This is a genomic window from Caulobacter sp. SL161 (assembly GCF_026672375.1).
GTDB lineage: Bacteria > Pseudomonadota > Alphaproteobacteria > Caulobacterales > Caulobacteraceae > Caulobacter.
Genome location: NZ_JAPPRA010000001.1, coordinates 2,834,051 through 2,855,169, shown reverse-complemented (window position 1 = coordinate 2,855,169; position 21,119 = coordinate 2,834,051). Strand labels below are relative to the sequence as shown.

16 protein-coding genes and 3 pseudogenes are annotated in these 21,119 nt (G+C 66.0%); 15 read left to right on the top strand and 4 right to left on the bottom strand.

Annotated features, from left to right (window positions below; translation table 11 throughout):
• Positions 1-5: 5 nt before the first annotated feature.
• On the bottom strand, positions 6-2,318 hold the full coding sequence (locus tag OVA11_RS13895) for a TonB-dependent receptor (protein ID WP_268067913.1): 2,313 nt from the start codon (positions 2,316-2,318) through the stop codon (positions 6-8).
• 236 nt (positions 2,319-2,554) lie between these two features.
• Between OVA11_RS13895 and ettA the strand changes: the two genes are divergently transcribed.
• Both ettA and OVA11_RS13885 read left to right on the top strand, forming a co-directional pair.
• Positions 2,555-4,222 carry an energy-dependent translational throttle protein EttA gene (gene ettA / locus OVA11_RS13890; protein WP_268067912.1) on the top strand — a complete coding sequence of 556 codons (1,668 nt, stop codon included), beginning with the start codon at positions 2,555-2,557 and terminating at the stop codon, positions 4,220-4,222.
• 141 nt (positions 4,223-4,363) lie between these two features.
• Complete coding sequence (locus tag OVA11_RS13885) at positions 4,364-5,323, top strand: 2-hydroxyacid dehydrogenase (RefSeq protein WP_268067911.1); 960 nt, start codon at positions 4,364-4,366, stop codon at positions 5,321-5,323.
• Here the strand turns inward: OVA11_RS13885 and OVA11_RS13880 are convergent.
• A pseudogene (locus tag OVA11_RS13880) lies at positions 5,320-5,585 on the bottom strand (hypothetical protein). The gene OVA11_RS13885 and the pseudogene OVA11_RS13880 sit on opposite strands and share 4 nt — an antisense overlap.
• A pseudogene (locus OVA11_RS13875) lies at positions 5,578-5,808 on the bottom strand (carboxymuconolactone decarboxylase family protein); the annotation flags it as partial. The pseudogenes OVA11_RS13875 and OVA11_RS13880, both read right to left, overlap by 8 nt.
• Positions 5,809-5,977: 169 nt before the next feature.
• Here OVA11_RS13875 and OVA11_RS13870 point away from each other — a divergent pair.
• The 9 genes from OVA11_RS13870 (at position 5,978) to OVA11_RS13830 (ending at position 17,311) form a co-directional block, all read left to right on the top strand.
• On the top strand, positions 5,978-6,247 hold the full coding sequence (locus OVA11_RS13870) for a winged helix-turn-helix transcriptional regulator (RefSeq protein ID WP_268067910.1): 270 nt from the start codon (positions 5,978-5,980) through the stop codon (positions 6,245-6,247).
• Position 6,248: 1 nt separating this feature from the next.
• The gene (locus OVA11_RS13865) at positions 6,249-6,626 is read left to right on the top strand and encodes a VOC family protein (protein ID WP_268067909.1); all 378 of its coding nucleotides are present in this window, start codon (positions 6,249-6,251) and stop codon (positions 6,624-6,626) included.
• A 43-nt stretch (positions 6,627-6,669) separates the two neighbouring features.
• Positions 6,670-7,647 (top strand): ArsR/SmtB family transcription factor, encoded by a 978-nt coding sequence (locus tag OVA11_RS13860; protein WP_268067908.1) that lies wholly within the window; start codon positions 6,670-6,672, stop codon positions 7,645-7,647.
• Entirely contained in the window at positions 7,644-8,588 is a 945-nt protein-coding gene (gene metF, locus OVA11_RS13855; protein ID WP_268067907.1) for a methylenetetrahydrofolate reductase [NAD(P)H], read from the top strand. Before OVA11_RS13860 ends, metF begins: the two co-directional genes overlap by 4 nt.
• Positions 8,585-9,454: a CAU/MBL1b family subclass B3 metallo-beta-lactamase gene (blaCAU, locus tag OVA11_RS13850; protein WP_268067906.1), complete on the top strand. Its 870-nt coding sequence runs from the start codon at positions 8,585-8,587 to the stop codon at positions 9,452-9,454. The genes metF and blaCAU overlap by 4 nt, the downstream gene beginning before the upstream one ends.
• The gene (locus OVA11_RS13845) at positions 9,451-10,527 is read left to right on the top strand and encodes a homocysteine S-methyltransferase family protein (protein WP_268067905.1); all 1,077 of its coding nucleotides are present in this window, start codon (positions 9,451-9,453) and stop codon (positions 10,525-10,527) included. The genes blaCAU and OVA11_RS13845 overlap by 4 nt, the downstream gene beginning before the upstream one ends.
• Positions 10,528-10,695: 168 nt before the next feature.
• On the top strand, positions 10,696-13,383 hold the full coding sequence (gene metH / locus OVA11_RS13840; RefSeq protein ID WP_442780892.1) for a methionine synthase: 2,688 nt from the start codon (positions 10,696-10,698) through the stop codon (positions 13,381-13,383).
• A 112-nt stretch (positions 13,384-13,495) separates the two neighbouring features.
• On the top strand, positions 13,496-15,661 hold the full coding sequence (locus OVA11_RS13835) for a putative bifunctional diguanylate cyclase/phosphodiesterase (RefSeq protein WP_268067904.1): 2,166 nt from the start codon (positions 13,496-13,498) through the stop codon (positions 15,659-15,661).
• 201 nt (positions 15,662-15,862) lie between these two features.
• Positions 15,863-17,311 (top strand): GH1 family beta-glucosidase, encoded by a 1,449-nt coding sequence (locus OVA11_RS13830; protein WP_268067903.1) that lies wholly within the window; start codon positions 15,863-15,865, stop codon positions 17,309-17,311.
• Between the two features lie 12 nt (positions 17,312-17,323).
• Here OVA11_RS13830 and OVA11_RS13825 read toward each other — a convergent pair.
• Positions 17,324-18,117 (bottom strand): annotated as a pseudogene (locus tag OVA11_RS13825) (hypothetical protein).
• 274 nt (positions 18,118-18,391) lie between these two features.
• Here OVA11_RS13825 and OVA11_RS13820 point away from each other — a divergent pair.
• From OVA11_RS13820 to OVA11_RS13805, 4 genes are all read left to right on the top strand, one after another.
• Positions 18,392-19,087, top strand: coding sequence for a J domain-containing protein (locus OVA11_RS13820; RefSeq protein WP_268067902.1), 696 nt, complete (start codon positions 18,392-18,394; stop codon positions 19,085-19,087).
• A gap of 98 nt (positions 19,088-19,185) precedes the next feature.
• Positions 19,186-19,488 carry a hypothetical protein gene (locus OVA11_RS13815; RefSeq protein ID WP_012640413.1) on the top strand — a complete coding sequence of 101 codons (303 nt, stop codon included), beginning with the start codon at positions 19,186-19,188 and terminating at the stop codon, positions 19,486-19,488.
• A gap of 121 nt (positions 19,489-19,609) precedes the next feature.
• Positions 19,610-19,900, top strand: coding sequence for a putative quinol monooxygenase (locus OVA11_RS13810; RefSeq protein WP_010919993.1), 291 nt, complete (start codon positions 19,610-19,612; stop codon positions 19,898-19,900).
• A gap of 6 nt (positions 19,901-19,906) precedes the next feature.
• Complete coding sequence (locus OVA11_RS13805) at positions 19,907-21,118, top strand: acyl-CoA dehydrogenase family protein (protein ID WP_268067901.1); 1,212 nt, start codon at positions 19,907-19,909, stop codon at positions 21,116-21,118.
• Position 21,119 lies beyond the last annotated feature (1 nt).

The window sequence follows — 21,119 nt, the reverse complement described above, 5'->3', positions numbered from 1 at the left end:
AGGGGTTAGAAGGACTTCTTGATCGACAGGTAGACCTGACGCGGCGGGGCGGTCAGGACGGTCTGGGCCGTGCCGGTCGGGTCGCTGTTGACCAGGCCGCCCGAACCGATCGTCGAGATGTAGTCCTCGTCGGTCAGGTTGGTGACGTTGATCTGGATCTGCGTGCCCTTGGCCCAGCCTTCGCCTTCGAAGCGGTAGCCGAGGGTCAGGTCCGCGACCGTCGTCGACGGCGCAAGACCGCCGATGTTCTCGTAGGTGTAGTAGCGCTCGCCGGTGTAGGCGACGCCGAGCTTGGCGAAGAAGCCGGCTTGGTCGAACGCGATCTCGCCCTTGAAGATGTTCTTGGGCGTGTTGACCACGGTCTTGCCCTTGGTGCGAGCGCGGACCGTGCCGTCTTGGGCGACGACGTCGTTCTCGTACTGGGAGTCGTTGTAGGTGTAGGCGCCGTACAGGCTCCAGGCGTCAGACAGGCGATAGGTGCCGGCCAGTTCGACGCCCTTGGTCTCGACCGAACCAACGTTCGACAGCACCGGAGCGTTGCCCTGGATCGACGAACCCTGGGCCACCGCGAGCAGACGGTTGTCGAAGGTCACGTGATAGACCGCCGCGACGCCCTGGAAGCGCTCGGTGCGATAGCGGCCGCCCAGTTCGAAGGTCTTGGAGCTTTCCGGATCCAGCGTCTGGGTGATGTAGTCGACGCGCGCCTGGTTCTGCGACGCGAACGGACCCGAGGTGGCCGCCGAGACGTAGGCGCCCATGTTCTCGGTGTAGCCGCCGAACACTTCGAAGTCCGGTGTGGCTTTGTAAACAAAGCCGACCTGCGGCAGGAAGTTGTCCTTGCTCTCAATGGTGCCCGCCAGCGGGTTGCCGACGATGGTCTTTACTGTGTTCTCGACCTTGATCGCCTTGAAGCCGAAGTTGACCTTAAGGGCGTCGCTGAGCGTCCACTCGTCCTCGATGTGACCGGTCGTGGTCTTGGTTTCGAACGCGTACTGCCACTGGGTGAAGAACGGGTTTTCCTGGAAGGCCAGCGGGTTGCGCGACGGCGCGGCGGCCGTTTCGGCGTAGAAGCGACGGGCCTGGTTGAAGTTGTTCACTTCGTGCCAGAAGCCGCCCCTCAGGCGGTGGGCGCCGATGTCGACAGTCAGGCCGGCGGTCAGGCCGCCACGATCGATGTCATACTCGGTGGTGCGGATCGACAGCGGGGCGGCGGTCGAGCCGGCCGTGCCGAAACCAGGGCTGGCCAGGTACGGCGTGTACCACAGGCCCTGGCCTTCGTTCTTGTGCTGGTAGGCGGTGGCGTCCAGCGTCACGCGGTCGGTGATGTCGAGGTTCAGCTTGGCGCCGTACAGGTCGTCATCGCGGACGCCAGCGCCCGCATAGTACGCGTCGTCGACCGTGGCGAACGGCGCGGGGAGGGCGGTTCCCGTTTGATAGGCGCGGGCAGCGGCGACCGCGAGGCCCCAGTTCGGCTGGGTGTTATCCCAGTCGCGGCCCAGGCGCTTGATCATGTCGAATGACAGGTCCTGGTAGTCCTGCTCACGACGCTCGGAGCGGTGATAGAAGCCGGTCAGGTCACCGCGCTCGCCCAGCGGCATCACCAGCTTGGCGTCGTATTGGCGCTGCTTCTGCTCGCCGCCGCCCTTCCACTTGTCGCTCTTCTGATCGGCGACCGAAACGTAGCCGCGCAGGCCACCGAGCTGCTTGATGGCGCCGGTGTCAAAGCGACCGAACAGGCGGTGCATGTTGTCCGAGCCGGCGGTGGCGTTGATCTCGCCGCCCATCGCTTCGGACGGATCGCGCGAGAAGAACTGCAGCGTGCCGCCCAGGTTCGAGGTCGAGGCGACGCCCAGGGCGCCGGCGCCTTGGGCCAGTTCGACGCGGCCGATGTTCTCGCTGGCGACGGCGCGGCTGATGTGCAGGCCATTGTGGTTGCCATAGCTCATGTCGCCCAGCGGCACGCCGTCCAGGGTGAAGCCCAGCTGGTTCTGGTTGAAGCCGCGGATCGAGATGCGGGTCGACCACTCGTAGGCGCCGAAGGCGTCGGCCGATTGGAAGGTCACGCCCGGCAGTTTGTCGATCGCCTTCAGGGCGCTGGTGCCGGCGGCTTGCAGGCCGATGGCCTCGTTGTTCAGCGTCTGGACCTGGCGGCTCTGGCCTTGGCCGATAATGACGACTGCGTCGACGACCGAGTTATCGGCCGGCGCGGCGTTGGTGGCGATCGGCGCGGCGTCGGCGGTCGTGTCCGCAGCGAAGGCCGGCGCGGCGACGATCAGGAGCGCGCTCGCGGCAGCGCCCAGCAGCAGATGGTTCTTCATGGAGGCATCCCCTTTGTCCCGACGTTGAGACACGTCGGCTGGGGGCTCGGCTAACAGCGCATGACGACGCCAAGGCGAAGCTTCGGTGTCGGGTTTCCGACACTCGTGCGAACGATTGGTGACAGCGCCCGGTCTTGATCCCACGCCGTAGGTCCGGTGGCGATTGCGCGAAGGCCTTCTGACCGCTATTTCAGCGCCCAATCCCCGAAACATCGTCCAGCGAGATCGCGAGCCTCATGGCGCAGCAATACATTTTCCAGATGCAGGGCCTGACCAAGGCCTATCCCGGCGGCAAGAAGGTCTTCGAGAACATCTGGCTGTCGTTCTACTCCGACGCCAAGATCGGCGTGGTCGGCGTCAACGGCTCGGGTAAGTCGACCCTGCTGAAGGTGATGGCCGGCCTCGACAAGGAATTCTCCGGCGAGGCCAAGGCCGCTGACGGCATCAAGCGCGGCTATCTCCCGCAGGAGCCGGTGCTGGATCCGACGCTGGACGTCTGGGGCAATGTCATCGCCGACTGCGAAGACAAGCAGATCTTCGACCGCTACAATGCTTTGGCGGCCCAGCTCGGCGAGGAATACACCGACGAGCTGATGGAGGAGATGACCAAGCTACAGGAGGTCATCGACGCCCGCGACCTGTGGGACATCGACTCCAAGGTCGAGATGGCCATCGACGCCCTGCGCTGCCCGCCCAACGACGCCAATATCGAAAGCCTGTCGGGCGGTGAGAAGCGCCGTATCGCGCTGGCGCGCCTGCTGCTCAGCAAGCCCGACATGCTGCTGCTCGACGAACCGACCAACCACCTGGACGCCGAGTCGGTGGCCTGGCTGCAGCACCACCTGGAAGAGTTCCCCGGCTGCGTCATCCTGGTGACCCACGACCGCTACTTCCTGGATCAGGTCACCAAGTGGACCCTGGAGCTGGATCGCGGCAAGGGCATTCCCTACGAGGGCAACTATTCGGGCTGGCTGGAGCAGAAGCAAAAGCGCGTCGTTCAGGAGCAGTCGGAATCGGAAGCCCGCCAGCGCGCGCTCACCCGCGAACTGGAATGGGTACGCAGCTCGCCCAAGGCTCGTCAGTCCAAGTCGAAGGCCCGTCTGGCCTCTTACGAGGAAATGGTCGCCGCGCAGGAAAACGCCCGCGCCGCCCAGACCCAGGCCCACATCCAGATCCCGCCTGGCCCGCGCCTCGGCAACGTCGTGCTTGAGGTCAACGGCCTCGAAAAAGAGTACGGCGACAAGGTGCTGTTCAAGGACCTGTCGTTCCGCCTGCCGCCTAACGGCATCGTCGGCGTCATCGGCCCGAACGGCGCCGGTAAGTCGACCCTGTTCAAGCTGATCACCGGCCGCGAGCAGCCCGACGCCGGCACGGTCAAGGTCGGCGAGACCGTCAAGCTCTCGTATGTCGACCAGTCGCGCGACGCCCTCGACCCCAACAAGACCATCTGGGAAGAGATCAGCGGCGGCACCGACGTGATGATCGTCGGCAAGCGCGAGATCAACAGCCGCGCTTACGTGGGCTCGTTCAACTTCAAGGGCGGCGATCAGCAGAAGAAGGTCGGCCTGCTGTCGGGCGGTGAGCGCAACCGCGTCCACCTGGCCAAGACCCTGGCCACCGGCGGCAACTTGCTGCTGCTCGACGAACCGACCAACGACCTGGACATCGAAACCCTGCAGGCCCTCGAAGAGGCGCTGGAAGAGTTCGCCGGCTGCGCCGTGGTCATCAGCCACGATCGCTGGTTCCTGGACCGCCTGGCCACCCACATCCTGGCCTTCGAGGGTGACAGCCACGTCGAATGGTTCGAAGGCAACTTCGAAATGTACGAAGAAGACAAGAAGCGCCGTCTGGGCGCCGACAGCCTGATCCCCAAGCGCATCAAGTTCCAGAAGTTCGCGCGCTAAGCGGGCTTGGAGTTGCTTGCACTGAAGTCGAAGGGGCGACGGATGACCGTCGCCCCTTTTCGTTTTCTAACCCCGCGTCAACCTGCGTAGCCTGCGTCGTGATACGCGTATGGGCCAACCGCCCAGCGTTGGAGGACACCTATGCCCCAGACCGCCGCCGAGAAACCGCAGGTCCTGCTGTCGCACGAAATGCTGATGCCGCTGCAGCCGCTGCTGGAGGGCGCCTATATCGTGCATCGGCTGTGGGACTATCCGGACCGGATGGCGTTCTTGGAAGGTCCTGGTCAAAGCATCCGGGCCATCGTCCATGCGGGTGAAATGGCCTTGAGCCGGGACATGCTGGCCGAGATGCCGCGGCTGGGGCTGATCGCCTGCGTCAGCGTCGGCTATGATGGCGTCGATGTTCCGTGGTGCAAGGCGCACGGGATCGCGGTGACCCACTCCACCGGCCTGAACGCCGCCGACGTCGCCGACCACGCTGTCGGTCTGGTTCTGGCGGCCTGGCGCGGCATCGTCGAGGGCGACCAGCGCCTGCGCGGCGGTCACTGGTCGCACGCCGAGCGCATGGCCCCGCGACCCGGTCTGCGCGGTCGCAAGGCCGGGGTCGTTGGTCTGGGCCACATCGGCGAGGCGGTTGCTGCGCGCCTCAAGGCGTTCGACATGAAGGTCGCCTGGTGGGCGCCGCGCCCTAAAGAGACCGACTATCCGCGCGCTGACAGCCTGATGGCCCTAGCGCGAGACAGCGACGTCCTGATTGTCTGCGCCCGGCCGGACGACTCCAACCGCCACCTCATCAACAAGCCGGTGATCGAGGCGGTTGGCGCTCAGGGGCTGATCGTCAATGTCGCACGCGGATCGTTGATCGACGAGGACGCGCTGATCGAGGCCTTGCGAGCCGGGACGCTTGGCATGGCGGCGCTCGATGTGTTCGAGCAGGAGCCGACCCCCGCGGCCCGATGGGCCGATGTCCCCCGCACCGTGCTCACGCCACACACAGCCGGCGCCACCCTGGACAGCCTTCCGGCCATGGTCAGCCTGACGCTGGAGAACCTGCGCCGGTACTTCCATGGCGAACCGCTGGCGACGCCGGTGGCGGCTTAGGCCGGAAACGGAACGGCGAAAGCCTCGGGTTCGAGCCTGAGGCCGTTCGCCAGCAGGCTGACGGTCCGGTAGAAGCCGGCCAGCATCATCAACTCGATGCGAGCCTCCTCGTTGAAGGCCTCGCCAAGGCGCGCCCAGAGTGCGTCGTCGATGTCGGCGCGGGCGTTTACTGCGTCGCAGAAGGCGATCAGGAGGGCCTCGCGCTCGCTCCAGCAGGCGGCGATCCCGGGGGCGAGGGTCGCGGCGAGGCGCTCGACGTCAAGCCCTGCCGCCGGCGCGAAGATCGCCGCGTGGACGCCCCACTCGTAGCCGCAGCCGTTGAGAGCGCAAATGCGGTGGATGACGATCTCGCGATCCGTCAGCGACAGGTGGCCGGGGTCCAGCAGGCCGCCGCCGGTGAAGCGCGCGAAGAGCCGCTCGTCGCGGGCCAGGGTGCGGAACAGAGACAGCGGTTCCTCGCCCGGCGTCTTGAGGCGTTCCAGCATCTTGGCGACAGCGGGCGGGTAGGGTGCTCGTGCCGGATCGATCCTGGGCGACATCTGAAATCCTCCATGCTACAAAATTTGTATCATGCAAGATTTCGGTGACGCTACAAAAAATGAAGCGCCTCTTCCGGGCGGTGCGGTTCGCGGTTCGGACACCGGCAGGCCGATCATGGCCGCTCTCGACCTGCTGGGGCGTCGCGGCGCCTTGCGGATCGTCTGGGAGCTTCGCGAGGGGCGGGTGCTGACCTTCCGGGCGCTGCAGGCGGCGGCCGAGCTGCCGCCTGGCACCCTGAACGCCCGTCTGGCCGAACTACGCGCCGCTGACATCGTCGCGGCCGAGGGCGGCTATCGCCTGAGCCCTCGTGGCGGAGACTTGATCGTCGCGCTTTGGCCTCTGCTAAGGTGGTCCGAGGATTGGGCGAACGCGCTGGAGACGTGACATGGCCAAGGTGCTGGGTGTGGGCGGCGTCTTCTACAAGGCGCAGGATCCCAAGGCTGTCCGCGACTGGTATGCGCGGGTGCTGGACTTTGAGATCCATGACTGGGGCGGGGCGATGTTCGAGCATCCCCGATCGACCTCGACAACCTGGTCGCCCTTCGCCGCCGACACCCAGTATTTCGCACCGTCGACGGCGCCGTTCATGATCAATTTCATAGTCGATGATATGGATGGGGTCCTGGCTCGGGCGGCCGCCGAGGGCGTCGAGCCCGTGGGGCGTCAAGACGAAGACGGCATGGGCCGGTTCGCCTGGCTCATGGACCCCGCCGGGGTGAAGATTGAGCTTTGGGAGCCCGTGAAAGGCGACTCCGAGGCATAAGTTTCTCTTGCCAAATCGGACATAAAGATATCTTTATGTCCCTATGAAGCTTGCCGCCGAACAGGTTGTCGAGGTGCTGCGCGCCGCTGGCGAATCCACGCGCCTGCGGCTTTTGGCGTTGCTGGCGGTCGAGGAGCTGTCGGTGCTGGAGCTGTGCCGGATCCTCGATCAGAGCCAGCCGCGCGTTTCGCGTCACCTGAAGCTCCTGGCCGAGGCCGGCCTTGTCGAGCGGTTCCCGGACGGCGCCTGGGTGTTCTATCGCCTGGCCGCCAAGTCGCCGGGGCGACTGCTGGTCGAGCAGGCTCTGGACCTGATCGACGAAGGCGACGAGACGATTCAGGCGGACGCCGACAAGCTGGCCGCGGTTCGGGCCGAACGTTCGACCGACGCCCAGGCCTATTTCGCCCGCAACGCCGCGCGCTGGAACGAGATCCGCTCGCTGTATGTCGATGAGGCCGAGGTCGAGGCGGCGATCCTGCGCGCCACCGGCGAAGGGCCGTTCGACGAGATGGTCGATCTGGGCGCCGGCGCGGGGCGCATGCTGACCCTGCTGGGCAAGCGCGCCGCCAACGCGCTGGGTCTGGACCTCTCACAACAGATGCTGAACATCGCCCGCGACGAGGTGGTCAAGGCCGGCCTGGTGGCGTGCGAACTGCGCCACGGCGACATCTTCCGCACCGGCCTGCCGGGCGGCTGCGCCGATCTCGTCACCGTGCATCAGGTGCTGCACTACCTCACCGATCCCGCCACAGCGGTGGCTGAGGCCGCGCGTCTGGTGACGCCGGGCGGCCTGCTGTTGATCGCCGACTTCGCCCCGCACGATCACGAGTTCCTGCGCGAGGTTCACCAACACCGCCGGCTGGGCTTCGACGACGCCGAGATCGTCGCCTGGCTGCAGACGGCCGGTCTTGCGCTGGAAAGCAATATCGCCCTGCCGCCGGCGACGGCCGAGGGGCTGACCGTCAAGATCTGGACGGCGCGCCGTCCCAGCAAGGCATCCCTCGAAAGGAGCGCCGCATGACCCTTCCACCCACCCGCCGGGTGATTGGCCCCGTGGCGCGCGCCGGCGAGCGCACGGGGCGTCCGCGCGTGTCGTTCGAGTTTTTCCCGCCCAAGACCCCGCAGATGGAGGAAAGCCTGTGGGCGGCGATCACGCGCCTGGCGCCGCTGGATCCGGCGTTCGTGTCGGTGACCTACGGCGCGGGCGGCTCCACGCGCGAGCGCACGCACCGCACCGTCAAGCGCATCCTGGACGAGACCAGCCTCAAGCCGGCCGCCCACCTGACCTGCGTCGGCGCCAGCCGCGAAGAGGTCGATGAGGTCATCCGCGAATACTGGGAGACGGGCGTTCGTCACATCGTCTCGCTGCGCGGCGACCCGCCTCCCGGCGAAGGCGGCATCGGCGGGGTCTACGTGCCGCGCGCCGACGGCTACGCCAACGCCACCGAACTGACCAAGGCCGTGCGCGCGATCGCGCCGTTCGAGGTGTTGGTCGGCGTCTATCCCGAGAAGCACCCCGAGAGCCCCTCGCTGGAACACGATATCGACGTTCTGAAGCAGAAGGTCGACGCGGGCGCGACCCTGGGCATCAGCCAGTTCTTCTTCGATCTGGATGCGTTCCTGCGTTACGTCGACAAGGTGCGAGCGGCTGGCATCACGATCCCGATCGTGCCCGGCATCATGCCGGTGACCAACTTCGTGGGTCTGAAGAAGATGGCCGCCGCCTGCCAGACGGCGATCCCGGCCTGGCTGGGCAACCTGTTCGACGGTCTGGAGAGCGACGCCGAGACCCGTCGCCTGATCGCCTGCTCGGTCGCCGCCGAAATGTGCGCCAAGCTGCAGGAGCAGGGGTTCGAGGACTTCCACTTCTACACCCTGAACCGGGCCGATCTTGTTTACGCCATCTGCCGGGTGCTGGGCGTGCGCGAGGTCTCGCCCGCCGCATCGGAGGCCGCCGCATGAAGCGCCTGATCCTGGCCGCCGCTGCGTCGCTTTTGGCCCTGGCCTCGGCGGCCCACGCCGACGATATGCCGGCCAACTGGACCAAGCCGACCAAGCCCTACCGGGTTGTGGGCAATATCTACTACGTCGGCACCGAGGGCATCTCCTCCTGGCTGATCACCTCGTCCGAGGGCCATGTGGTGTTGGACGGCGGGCCCAACGCCGAGACGGGCAAGCTTGTCGAGCGCAACATCACGGCGCTGGGCTTCCAGCTTGCGGACGTAAAGATCCTGATCAACACCCACGCCCACTACGATCACGCGGGCGGTCTGGCGCAGTTGAAGGCCGATACGGGCGCCAAGCTGTGGATTTCGCGCGGCGACGCGCCGGCCATGGCGGCGGGCCGCCACATCGGCGACAACATCTATGGCGCCACGCCGATGCCCGCCGTGAAGCCGGATAGGACCTTCGGCGACCAGACCAAGCTGAAGCTGGGCGAGATCGCCATGGTGTCCCACCTGACGCCGGGCCACACCATCGGCTGCACCAGCTGGACGACGGCGGTGGTTGAGAAGGGGCGGCCGCTGAACGTGACCTTCCCATGCTCCTTGTCCGTGGCTGGCAACGTGCTGGTCGGCAACAAAACCCACCGGACCATCGTCGCCGACTATCGCGCCAGCTTCGCCAAGCTGCGCGCCATCCCGACCGACGTCATGCTGCCCGCGCACGAGGAGCAGGGGAACCTGCTGGCCAAGCGCCAGAAGCAACTGCGTGGCGACGCCAACGCCTTCGTCGATCCGACCGAGCTTGCCCGGTTCGTCGACGCCAACGAAGCCGCCTTCAACAAGGAGCTCGCGCGCCAGCAGGCGGCGGGGCCCAGCCGATGACCGACCTGTCCATCCGCGCCAATCGCGTCGCCGCCCTGAAGGCCGCCGCCAAGGAGCGTATCCTCATCCTCGACGGCTCCTGGGGCGTGATGTTCCAGAAGAAGGGCCTGACCGAGGCCGATTATCGCGCCGAGCGCTTCGCCGCCTACAACGGCCAGATGAAGGGCAACAACGACATCCTGTGTCTGACCCGGCCCGATCTCGTGGCCGAACTGCATGACGCCTATTTCTCGGCCGGCGCCGATATCTCCGAGACCAACACCTTCTCGGGCACGACCATCGCCCAGGCCGACTATCACCTGGGCGAACAGGACGTCTGGGACATCAACCTGGAAGGCGCCAAGATCGGCCGCTCGGTCGCTGACCGCTGGAACGCACAGAACCCCGACCGCCCGAAATTCATCGCCGGCTCGATGGGGCCGCTGAACGTCATGCTGTCGATGTCGTCGGACGTGAACGATCCGGGCGCGCGCAAAGTCACCTTCGACCAGGTCTACGCTGCCTATCGCCAGCAGGTGGACGCGCTGTATCAGGGCGGGGTCGATCTGTTCCTGATCGAGACGATCACCGACACCCTGAACTGCAAGGCCGCGATCAAGGCGATCCTGGACTGGCGCGACGAGGGCCATGAAGAGCTGCCGATCTGGATTAGCGGCACCATCACCGACCGCTCGGGCCGCACCTTGTCTGGCCAGACGGCCGAGGCCTTCTGGAACAGCGTCAAGCACGCCAAGCCGTTCGCGGTGGGCTTCAACTGCGCTCTGGGCGCGGATTTGATGCGCCCCCACATCGCCGAGATGGCCCGCATCGCCGACACCCTTGTCGCGGCTTACCCGAATGCCGGCCTGCCCAACGCCATGGGCCAGTATGACGAGGAGCCGCACCAGACCGGCCACGCTCTGCACGAGTGGGCCAAGGACGGGCTTGTGAACATCCTGGGCGGCTGCTGCGGCACGACGCCAGACCACATCCGCCACGTGGCGGACGAGGTGCGCGGCGTGAAGCCCCGCCAGATCCCCGAGCGCCCCAAGGCGATGCGCTTGGCGGGGCTCGAACCGTTCGAGTTGGCTTAGAGTTCTCGCGGCCTCTCTCCTCCCTTCCCCTTTGATGGGGAAGGGCAGGGGATGGGGTGACAGCGCTTCAGAATAGAACGCGGTGGTCGTGGCCGACCGCCGCGTCACCCCACCCCAACCCCTCCCCATCAAGGGGAGGGGAAAGAGCTATCTGGACTTCGACCGATCATGAGACCTGTCTTCGTCAACATCGGTGAGCGCACCAACGTCACCGGCTCGGCCAAGTTCAAGAAGCTGATCGTCGAGGGGAACTATCCCGAGGCGCTGTCGGTCGCGCGCCAGCAGGTCGAGGCCGGCGCCCAGGTCATCGACGTCAACATGGACGAGGGCCTGCTGGACAGCCAGCAGGCCATGGTCACCTTCCTGAACCTGATGGCCGCCGAGCCTGACATCGCCCGCGTGCCGGTGATGATCGACAGCTCCAAGTGGGAGGTGATCGAGGCCGGTCTGAAGTGCGTCCAGGGCAAGGCGATCGTCAACTCGATCAGCCTGAAGGAGGGCGAGGAAAAGTTCCTGGAGCAGGCGAAGCTGTGCCTGCGCTATGGTGCGGCCGTGGTGGTCATGGCCTTCGACGAGGTCGGCCAGGCCGACACCGAAAAGCGCAAGGTCGAGATCTGCGAGCGGGCCTACAATACGCTAGTCGAGAAGGTGGGCTTCCCGCCCGAAGACATCATCTTCGACCCCAACATCTTCGCCGTGGCGACGGGGATCGAGGAGCACGACAACTACGCCGTCGACTTCATCGAGGCCACGCGTCGCATCAAGCAGATGCTGCCCTATGCGCGGGTCTCGGGCGGGGTGTCCAACGTCTCGTTCAGCTTCCGCGGCAACGAACCGGTGCGCCGGGCGATCCACTCGGTGTTCCTGTACCACGCGATCAACGCCGGCATGGACATGGGCATCGTCAACGCCGGCGACCTGCCGGTCTATGACGACATCGACCCGGTGCTGCGCGAGGCCGTCGAGGACGTGATCCTCAACCGCCCGCAGCGTGATCCGAACCAGACTAACACCGAGCGTCTGGTCGAGATCGCTCCCCGCTACAAGGGCGAGAAGGGCCAGCAGCAGGTCGCCAACCTGGAATGGCGCAAGGGCACGGTGAACGAGCGCCTGACCCATGCCCTGGTCCACGGCATCACCGAGTTCATCGAGGCCGACACCGAAGAGGCGCGTCTCGCCGCCGAGCGTCCGCTGCACGTGATCGAAGGCCCGCTGATGGACGGCATGAACGTCGTTGGCGACCTGTTCGGCGCGGGCAAGATGTTCCTGCCCCAGGTCGTGAAGTCGGCGCGCGTCATGAAGCAGGCCGTGGCCTGGCTGATGCCGTTCATGGAGGCCGAGAAGGAAGGCCAGGTTCGCCAGGCCGCCGGCAAGGTGCTGATGGCCACCGTCAAGGGCGACGTCCACGACATCGGCAAGAACATCGTCGGCGTCGTGCTGCAGTGTAACAACTATGAGGTCGTCGATCTGGGTGTCATGGTGCCCGCCGACCGCATCCTCGATGAGGCGCGCAAGCACAAGGTCGACATGATCGGCCTGTCGGGTCTGATCACCCCCTCGCTGGACGAGATGGTGTTCGTGGCCGCCGAGATGGAGCGCCAGGGCTTTGACATTCCGCTGCTGATCGGCGGCGCCACCACCAGCCGCACTCACACGGCGGTCAAGATCGAGCCGGCCTATCGTCGCGGTCCGACGACCTATGTCGTCGACGCCAGCCGCGCCGTGGGCGTGGTCTCGGGCCTGCTGTCGCCGGGCGAGCGTGACCGGATCATCGCCGAGACGCGCGCCGAATACGTCAAGGTTCGCGAGCAGTACGCGCGGGGGCAGACGACCAAGGCCCGCGCCTCGATCCAGGAAGCCCGCAAGCGCGCCTTCGCCATCGACTGGAAGGGCTACACGCCGCCCAAGCCCGCCTTCATCGGCACGCGGGTGTTCGAACCGTCGCTGGCCGAGCTGGTCCCGTTCATCGACTGGTCGCCGTTCTTCGCCAGCTGGGAGCTGATCGGCCGCTTCCCGCAGATCCTGGAGGACGACGTGGTCGGCCAGGCCGCGACGGACCTCTATCGCGACGCCCGCGCCATGCTGGACAAGGTGGTCGAGGAAAAGTGGTTCGGGGCCAAGGGCGTTATCGGCTTCTGGCCGGCCCAGGCCCAGGGCGACGACATCGTGCTCTACACGGACGAGACTCGCGTGGCCGAGTTCTCGCGCCTGCACACCCTGCGACAGCAGATGGACAAGGGCGCCGACAAGAGCGGCGAGGCCAAGGCCAATGTCGCTCTTTCGGACTTCGTCGCGCCGATCGGGCAGGGGGCTGACTATGTCGGCGGCTTCGCCGTCACCGCCGGCCATGGCGAGGACGAGATCGTCGCCAAGTTCAAGGCGGCGGGGGACGACTACAACGCCATCATGGCCTCGGCCCTGGCTGATCGCCTGGCCGAAGCCTTCGCCGAGTGGCTGCACTATAAGGCCCGCGTCGAACTGTGGGGCTATGCCGCCGACGAGGACGCCGATGTCGAGCGCCTGATCGCCGAAAAGTACCAGGGCATCCGCCCCGCGCCCGGCTATCCGGCCCAGCCCGACCACACCGAGAAGGGTACGCTGTTCAAGCTGCTCGACGCCGAGGCGGCCACCGGTCTGCAACTGACCGAGAGTTACGCCATGACCCCGGGCGCTGCTGTTTCGGGCCTCTTCTTCAGCCACCCGCAGGCGCACTATTTCGGCGTCGGCAAGATCGACGCCGACCAGGTCGAGGACTACGCACGCCGCAAGGGCTGGGACCTGGCAACCGCCGAACGCTGGCTGTCGCCGATCCTCAACTACGACCCGCTCGAGCGGGCGCGGGGCGCGGCGGCCTGATCACCTAGAACCCGTTCTGCGTAACCGCGTGCGATAAAATGTCCCGCGCGGCGGGGCGGTAAGGGTTTCGGCAACCGTTGGCATGAACGATGCGGCTCCTCGGGGAAAAGCGATGGACCGCAGAAACATCGAGCTGAAGATCTTTGTCCTGATCGCCGGCATGGCGGCGGGTATGATCTTGCTCGCCGGTTTCACGTTGACGGTCGCGGCCCGCCATGCGGACGTTCGCGAGCGCGAGTACGAGCAGACGCTGGTCGGCAATGGCTTGCGCCAGCGGGGCAAGGAGGTCCAGACCGCCCTCAACCCGTACGTGATCTGGGACGAGGCGGTCATCAAGCTCGACAACCGGTTCGATCCTGCCTGGGCCACCCAGAACATCGGCGCCTCGGTGGGGGACGTGCTCGGTAACGATCTGGTCTTTGTGCTCGACGCCCAGAACAGACCGATCTACGGCCGTATCGCAGGCAAGGACATCGCCGTCGGTCGTTACGCCCGCTATCACGAACACCTGAAGGACCTGGTCGCCAAGGTTCGCGCCGTCGAAGCTGACCCCGCTGCGGTCGCGCGTGAAAGGGCGGTTCACCGCAGTCGGGTGATCGTGGTGGATGGCCGGCCCATCCTGGCTACGGTGTCGCTGGTGCGACCCGACTTCAAGGCCAAGACGAAGGGGGCGACAGCGCCGCTGCTCGTGTCGGGCGTCGCGGTCGCCGACAGTGTCGTGCAGGCCTTCTCGGATCGGTTCCTGCTTCACGACGCTCATATCCGGGTGGTGGACCCGAGCCAGTTGGACACGGATCTGGCTCAACGCGTGATCGGCAAGTCCAATGACGATCGCCGCATCGTGATGCGCTGGACGCCGCGCCGGCCTGGCGAAGATCTGCTGAGATCCGCTTGGCCTATCCTGGGTGGGGCTGTTCTGGCCGCCGCGCTCGGTTCGTTCCTACTGTTCCGCGTGACGCGCCGGGCCGCCAAGAAGCTGCTGCTCTCCGAAGCCGAGGCCAAGCATCTGGCGTTGCATGACCCACTGACGGGACTGGCCAACCGCACACTCTTTACAGACCGGCTGGTGCACGCCCACGCCCTGCTGCGCCGCAAGGGTGGCCATCTGGGGGTGCTGTGTATCGATCTCGATCGCTTCAAGGAGGTCAATGACAGCTATGGGCACGACGCGGGCGACCAGCTGATCCGCGAGGTGGCGCGCCGCCTGAAGACGATCTGCCGCGAGACCGACACGATCTGCCGCCTGGGAGGCGATGAATTCGCGATCATCCAGCCTGACACCGATCCCGCCGGCGCCGCCGCCCTGGCGCAAAGGGTCGTCGACGGTCTCTCGGGCGACGTGGACCTATCGATCGGGCGCGCGGAACTGTCGTGTTCCGTCGGAGTCGCGGTGGTCGCCAATGAGGAGCAAGGTCAGGCCGAACTGCTCCGTCAGGCGGATGTTGCCCTCTATCGCGCCAAGGAGGCCGGCCGTGGTCGCTTCGCCTTCTTCGAGCCCGAGATGGACGCCGCCCTGCGCCTGCGAAAGGGGCTGGAGCGCGACCTGCGCACGGCGCTGGAACAGGAGGCGCTGACGGTCGCCTATCAACCGCTGACCGACGCCAAGGGCGCGATCATCGGCGTCGAGGCTCTGGCGCGCTGGAACCATGCTGAGCGGGGCGAGATTTCGCCGGCGATCTTCATCCCGCTTGCCGAGTCGTGCGGTCTGATCTGTCAGCTCGGCGCGGCGGTGTTCCGTCGCGCCTGCTACGACAGCCTGCGCTGGTCCGATCTGGAGGTCTCGGTCAATGTCTCGGCGATCCAGCTGTCCAATCCGAACTTCGTCGATGAGATCGAAGCGACCTTGATCGAAACGGGCGCTCGCGCCGACGCCTTTATGCTGGAGATCACCGAGACGGCGCTGCTCAAGGACAGCGACGGGGTGCACGAGGCGCTGCGCCGGCTGAAGCGGATGGGGTTTCGCCTGGCTCTGGACGACTTTGGCACCGGCTACGCCAGCCTTGCCTATCTGCGCCGCCATCCGATCGACAAGCTGAAGATCGACCGCTCGTTCGTCTCGAATCTGCCGAGGAACGGCGAGTCCATGGCGGTGGCCAGCGCCATCATCAGCCTGGCCAGATCGCTAGGGCTGAAGACGACGGCCGAGGGCGTGGAGACGAAGGGGCAGTTCGAGGCCCTGGTCAAGCTGGGTTGCTCGGAGTTCCAGGGCTATCTGCTGGGCCGCCCTGCGCCGGCCGAGGCGATCGCCGAAGCGCGGTCGATGTCGAGGGTTCTCTAGGTTCGGCGATACCGCCGCCCTGGCCCTCGAGCTTTGGATGGAGACATCCAAAGCGCCGAAGTGGCTTATAAGCATATGATTTTGAGAGTTTTTAATCGGGATGGGATGGTTCAGTCCAAACCCGACAGGCTCTAATGCGGACGCTGGTCAAACGCCGCATTGATCCGCATGCTGTCCTCGAAGCTGAGTGGGGAGGGGACCATGACGGATTCGGGCCTGAGCCGTCGCGCCTTGGGCGCGCTGGCGCTTGGAGGGGCGGCGGCTGGGCTTTCAGCTTGCACTCCTCGTCAAGGGACGGACCTCACGCCCAAGAGCCGACAGTTCCCCAAGGACTTCATCTGGGGCGTCGCCACGGCGGCCTTCCAGACCGAGGGTTCGCAGACCGCCGACGGGCGCGGGCCCAGCATCTGGGATGTGTTTGAGCGGGCGCCGGGCGCCATCAAGAACGGCGACACGGCGGTGGACGCCACAGACAGCTATCGGCGCTACCAGGACGATGTCGACCTGATCGCCGGCGCCAGCCTGAGCGCTTATCGGTTCTCGATGAGCTGGTCGCGGATTCTGCCGACCGGGGCGGGCGCGGTGAACGCCGCAGGCCTCGATCACTATTCGCGGCTGGTCGACGCGCTGCTGGCCAAAGGGATCACGCCCTACGCAACCCTTTTTCATTGGGACCTGCCGCAAGGCCTGCAGGACAAGGGCGGCTGGGCGAACCGCGACACGGCCCAGCGTCTGGCGGACTATGCGCGCGCCGTGGTCGAGCGGCTGGGCGACCGGCTGAAGAACTACATCATTCTCAATGAGGCGGCGGTCCATACCGTGTTCGGCCACGTGCTGGGCGATCATGCGCCGGGGCTCAAGGACGCTGCGCTACTGGGTCCCGTCACGCACCATATGAACCTGGGCCAGGGGCTGGCGATGCAGGCTCTGCGCGCGGCGCGGAGCGACCTTTCGGTAGGCACCACGATGGCGCTTCAGCCATGCCGGCCGGCGGGTGGGCCATTGGCATTGTGGAACCGGCTGGCTTCGGATGGTCTGGACGAGATCTGGAACCTCGCCTGGCTCGACCCGCTGTTCAAGGGAACCTACCCCAAGGCGATGGAGGAGCCGCTCAAGGGCGTGGTTCGCGACGGCGACTTGAAGACCACGCGTCAGCCCGTCGATTTCCTGGGAGTGAACTACTACGCGCCGGCCTATGTGCGGTTGGATCTGTCGGCGCCCAGCAAGATCGCCGCCGCCGCCGCGCCCAATAGCGCCGAGCAGGACGCGTTCGGCCGACATATCGATCCGTCCGGCCTGTTCGAGGTTCTGGATCGTGTACGTCGCGAGTACGGCGCGCCCAAGATGCTGGTGACCGAGAACGGATGCTCCGACCCGTTCAGCAGCGGTCCAGCGATCTTGGATGACACCTTCCGCATCAAGTACTTGCGCCGCCATCTTGAGGCGGTGCTGGCGGCCCGCGAGGCGGGTTGCGACGTCAGGGGATATTTCGAGTGGACCTTGATCGACAACTTCGAGTGGGACCTAGGCTACACCTCGAAGTTCGGGATCACGACGATGGAAGCCGCCAGCGGCCGTAGGATCCCGAAGGCGTCCTACGGCTGGTTCAGGGCCTTGGCGCAGACCGGGACCTTGCCGTCCTCCCCCTGAAGAGAGGCGGCTTTAGTCCGCCTTGCAGATCAAGACGTCCTTGCCGCCGCGCTTGGCGGGGATCAGGCTGCCGGCGCAGGGCGCGGGGTTGGCCGGATCGATGATGATCTCCTTGGCGGCGACGGGCGCCGGCTTGGCTGCGGGAGCCTTCGGCTTGGGAGGCGCCGGAGCGGGCTTGGCCGGCGCGGCCTTGCTGACAGCCTTGGTCGACGCCGCCGCCGCGACGGGGGCGCCTTGGGCGCCGGCGCTGGCGCTGGGCTTTGCTCGGGTGCGGACTGCGCGGTCACCGGCGCCTGGCTCGTCGCCGAGACCGCATTGTAGTTCAGGGCTCGTCCCAGGATCGAGGACTTCATCTCCAGCGCCTTGGCCCGCTTCTCGCAGTCGCCAGGCGGGCTCCAGCTCATCCACATCTGGGCCAGACGCGCCTTGTCGATTGACCCGGCGCCCTGCCAGATCGCGGCCCCGCGCTTGACCTGAGCCCCGCCGTACTCCGAGATCGGGCGGGGGCTCGCTTTCTCGGCCGCCGTGATCGCCGAGGCGAAGGCCTTCATGTCCTTCTGGGCCTGGGCGCGAAGCTCGGGATAGGTCTTCAGCGACGCCTCGACGCCGTCCGGGCCCGGAAACGCCTTCTCGATCCGGGTCACCTCGGGCATCACCTGATCGTACAGCGAGGCGTAGCCACCAAGGGCGCCGTAGCACCATGCGACATAACCATACTCGTCCGACGGCGGCGCGTTGGGGCTTTGGGTACTCGCTTGGCCGTCTTGGGCCAGCAAGGCCAGGGCGAGGAGGAGGGCGTTCGCCATGCGGCGGAGGTCCTTTTTTGTTGTCAGGTGTCGTCACTAGAGCATTTCGATCCGGATTGGGACCGTTGCGTGGCGGCGCCGTATCGGCCGCCAAGCGGAGCCATAGCCACTCGAAGAGCGTTCGGCTCCTTGGCGGTATTGGTACGGGCTCTCGCCGCATTGCACTAAAGTCATGTGAACGATCATTCTCATTGTGCTAGAAGCGCGGAATGAGGTGATCCGGTCGCTTCGTCGTGCGTATCTCTCCTGTCCGTTGCTGGTTTCGAGGCGACCCATGTCCTTCTGGCGCAACATCGCGAGCATCGCCGCCCGGCGCCTGGACCTGGCCGACTGCACCGAATGTCCGGGCGGTCTGCCCGGCGAGGACCCTGCGTTCTCAACGGCGGTGACGGCGCTGGGAGCCAAACTGGCCAAGGTCGACGGTCGCGCCGACGGTGGCGAGTTCGCGGCCTTTACCGAGGTATTCCAGCCCGATCCGGCCTCCGAGCCCAACATCCATCGCTTGTACGACCTAGCTCGCCAGACGACGCATGGCTTCGAAAGCTACGCCAAGCGGTTGGCCAAGCGCTATTCGAGCTGTCCCCAACTGCTGGAAGACGTCGTCGACGGTCTGTTCCACATCGCCAAGTCCGACGGCATGGTGTCGCAGGATGAGCTCGACTACCTGGAGCGTGTGTCGAATCTCTTCGGGATGTCGCCCCTGGCGTTCCGACGGCTGCGCGCCACTCATCTGGGCGTCGACGCCAACGATCCGTACGCCATCCTGGAGGTGCCGCCGGATGCTGATGACGCCACCGTGCGCTCGGCCTGGAAAGCGGCCCTGTCCAGCGCGCACCCAGACCGCGCGCGGGCGCGGGGGCTGCCCGCCGAGTTCATTGAGGTCGCCGAGGCCAAGGCCGCTTCGATCAACGCCGCCTTCTCGACGGTTATGCGTGAACGGCGAGAACTCGGGCTAGCCGCCGCAGGGTAGGCGAGACAATCGGTCCCGCCCGCGCGCGATGGAAAAGGGCTTTTCATCTGTTGCGTGGGGGTGTTCAGTTGACGTTCAGCGCTTGTGAACCAACCTGATTGACTATGAGCGCCGACGAAAGGACCACGATGAGCACCGTCGCTTCGCCCCTGCGGAACCTGGCCTGGCTGGCCGGCGCCTTGGCGACGTCCGTCGCGGTGGTCGTGGGTGCGGTGTTGGCGGTCATCTTCGCGGCCACCGTGGTTGTGGTCGGTTTCATCGGCAGCGCGCTTTTCGGCCTCGCCGCTTTCGCATTCCGCGGACGCAAGGTCGCCAAGACCCCGGCGGACGATGGCCTGATCGAAGCGCGCAATGTCGGCGGCCACTCCTGGGTGGCTTATGGCTGGAACGAGCGCTCTTAAGGCGTCTTCGGCCTGATAGGTCCGCTGCAGGATCGAGATCCACCAACTTACCCCACGTCGCCCTTGCTCCGCGTCGCGCGCTCCCGCATCCTGCAATTCAAACAATTGTTGGGAGGAAAACATGATCGGCGTTGTCGCGACCTTGAAGGTGCAGCCGGCCAAGGCGGCGGAGTTCGAGAAGGTGTTCCTGGATCTCGCCGCCAAGGTGAAGGCCAACGAGCCGGGCTGCCTTGTCTATCAACTCACGCGCTCCAAGACCGAAGAGGGCGTCTACAAGGTGCTGGAGCTCTACGCCTCGATGGATGCGCTGAAGCACCACGGCGGCACCGACTATTTCAAGGCGGCCGGCGCGGCAATGGGCCCGACCATGGCGGGCGCGCCCGTCATCGAATATCTCGACGCAGTGGAGTAGGGCGCGATGGATCTGGCGTTCTCGGCCGAGGACCTGGCCTTCCAGCAAGAGGTGCGCGACTGGATCGCCACCGCCTATGACGATGATCTGCGCCGCCAGATGAGCCAGTCCAAGAACGGCTATCTGGACAAGGCCGGCCAGGTGAAGTGGCAAAAGAAGCTGGCTGAGCGCGGCTGGGCGGCGCCGGACTGGCCCGTTGAGCTGGGCGGTGCGGGCTTCACGCCCTCGCAGCGCTACATCTTCAACATGGAGATGAGCCTGGCCGGCGTGCCGACCTCATCGCCGATGGGCCTGAAGATGGTCGCTCCGGTGATCATGGCGTTCGGTTCGGACGCGCAGAAGGCCCAGCACCTGCCGCCGATCCTCAACTCCGACATCTGGTGGTGCCAAGGCTATTCGGAGCCGGGCTCGGGCTCGGATCTGGCCAGTCTGCAGATGCGGGCGGTGCGCGACGGCGACGACTACGTGCTCAACGGCTCGAAGATCTGGACCACCCACGCCCAATGGGCCGACTGGATGTTCTGCCTGGTGCGCACCTCGACCGAGGGCAAGCCGCAAGAAGGCATCTCGTTCCTGCTGCTGCGGATGGACACGCCGGGTATCCAGATCAAGCCGCTGCCGACCCTGGACGGCCCGCCGGACGACGAACAGGAGATCAATCAGGTCTTCTTCGACAATGTCCGGGTGCCGGTCGCCAATCGCATCGGCGAAGAGAACAAGGGCTGGACCTACGCCAAGTACCTGCTCGAGTTCGAGCGCGGCAACGCCTATGCGCCCGGCCTGATGAACATGCTCAAGAAGGTCAAGCGTATCGCCGCGCTGGAGCGGGCCGACGATGGCGGACGCCTGATCGACGATCCGGATTTCCGCAGCAAGATCGCCAACCTCGAGATCCAGGTCGAGGCGCTCAACGCCTCCGAACTGCGGATCTTCTCCGGGCGCGGCGCGGGCAAGAACATCGGCCCGGCCTCGTCGATGCTGAAATGCGTCGGCTCGGAGCATCAGCAGGCGATCACCGAACTGACGCTCGAGGCGGTGGGCAACTACGCCGCGCCGTTCGTGCGTGACACCTGGTCGCCGGCCAACGATGGCCGCGCGGGTCCCGACTATGCCGGTCCCGCCGCGCCGGCCTATTTCAACTATCGCAAGGCCTCGATCTACGCCGGTTCCAATGAGATCCAGCGCAACATCATGGCCAAGATGGTTTTGGGTCTTTAGG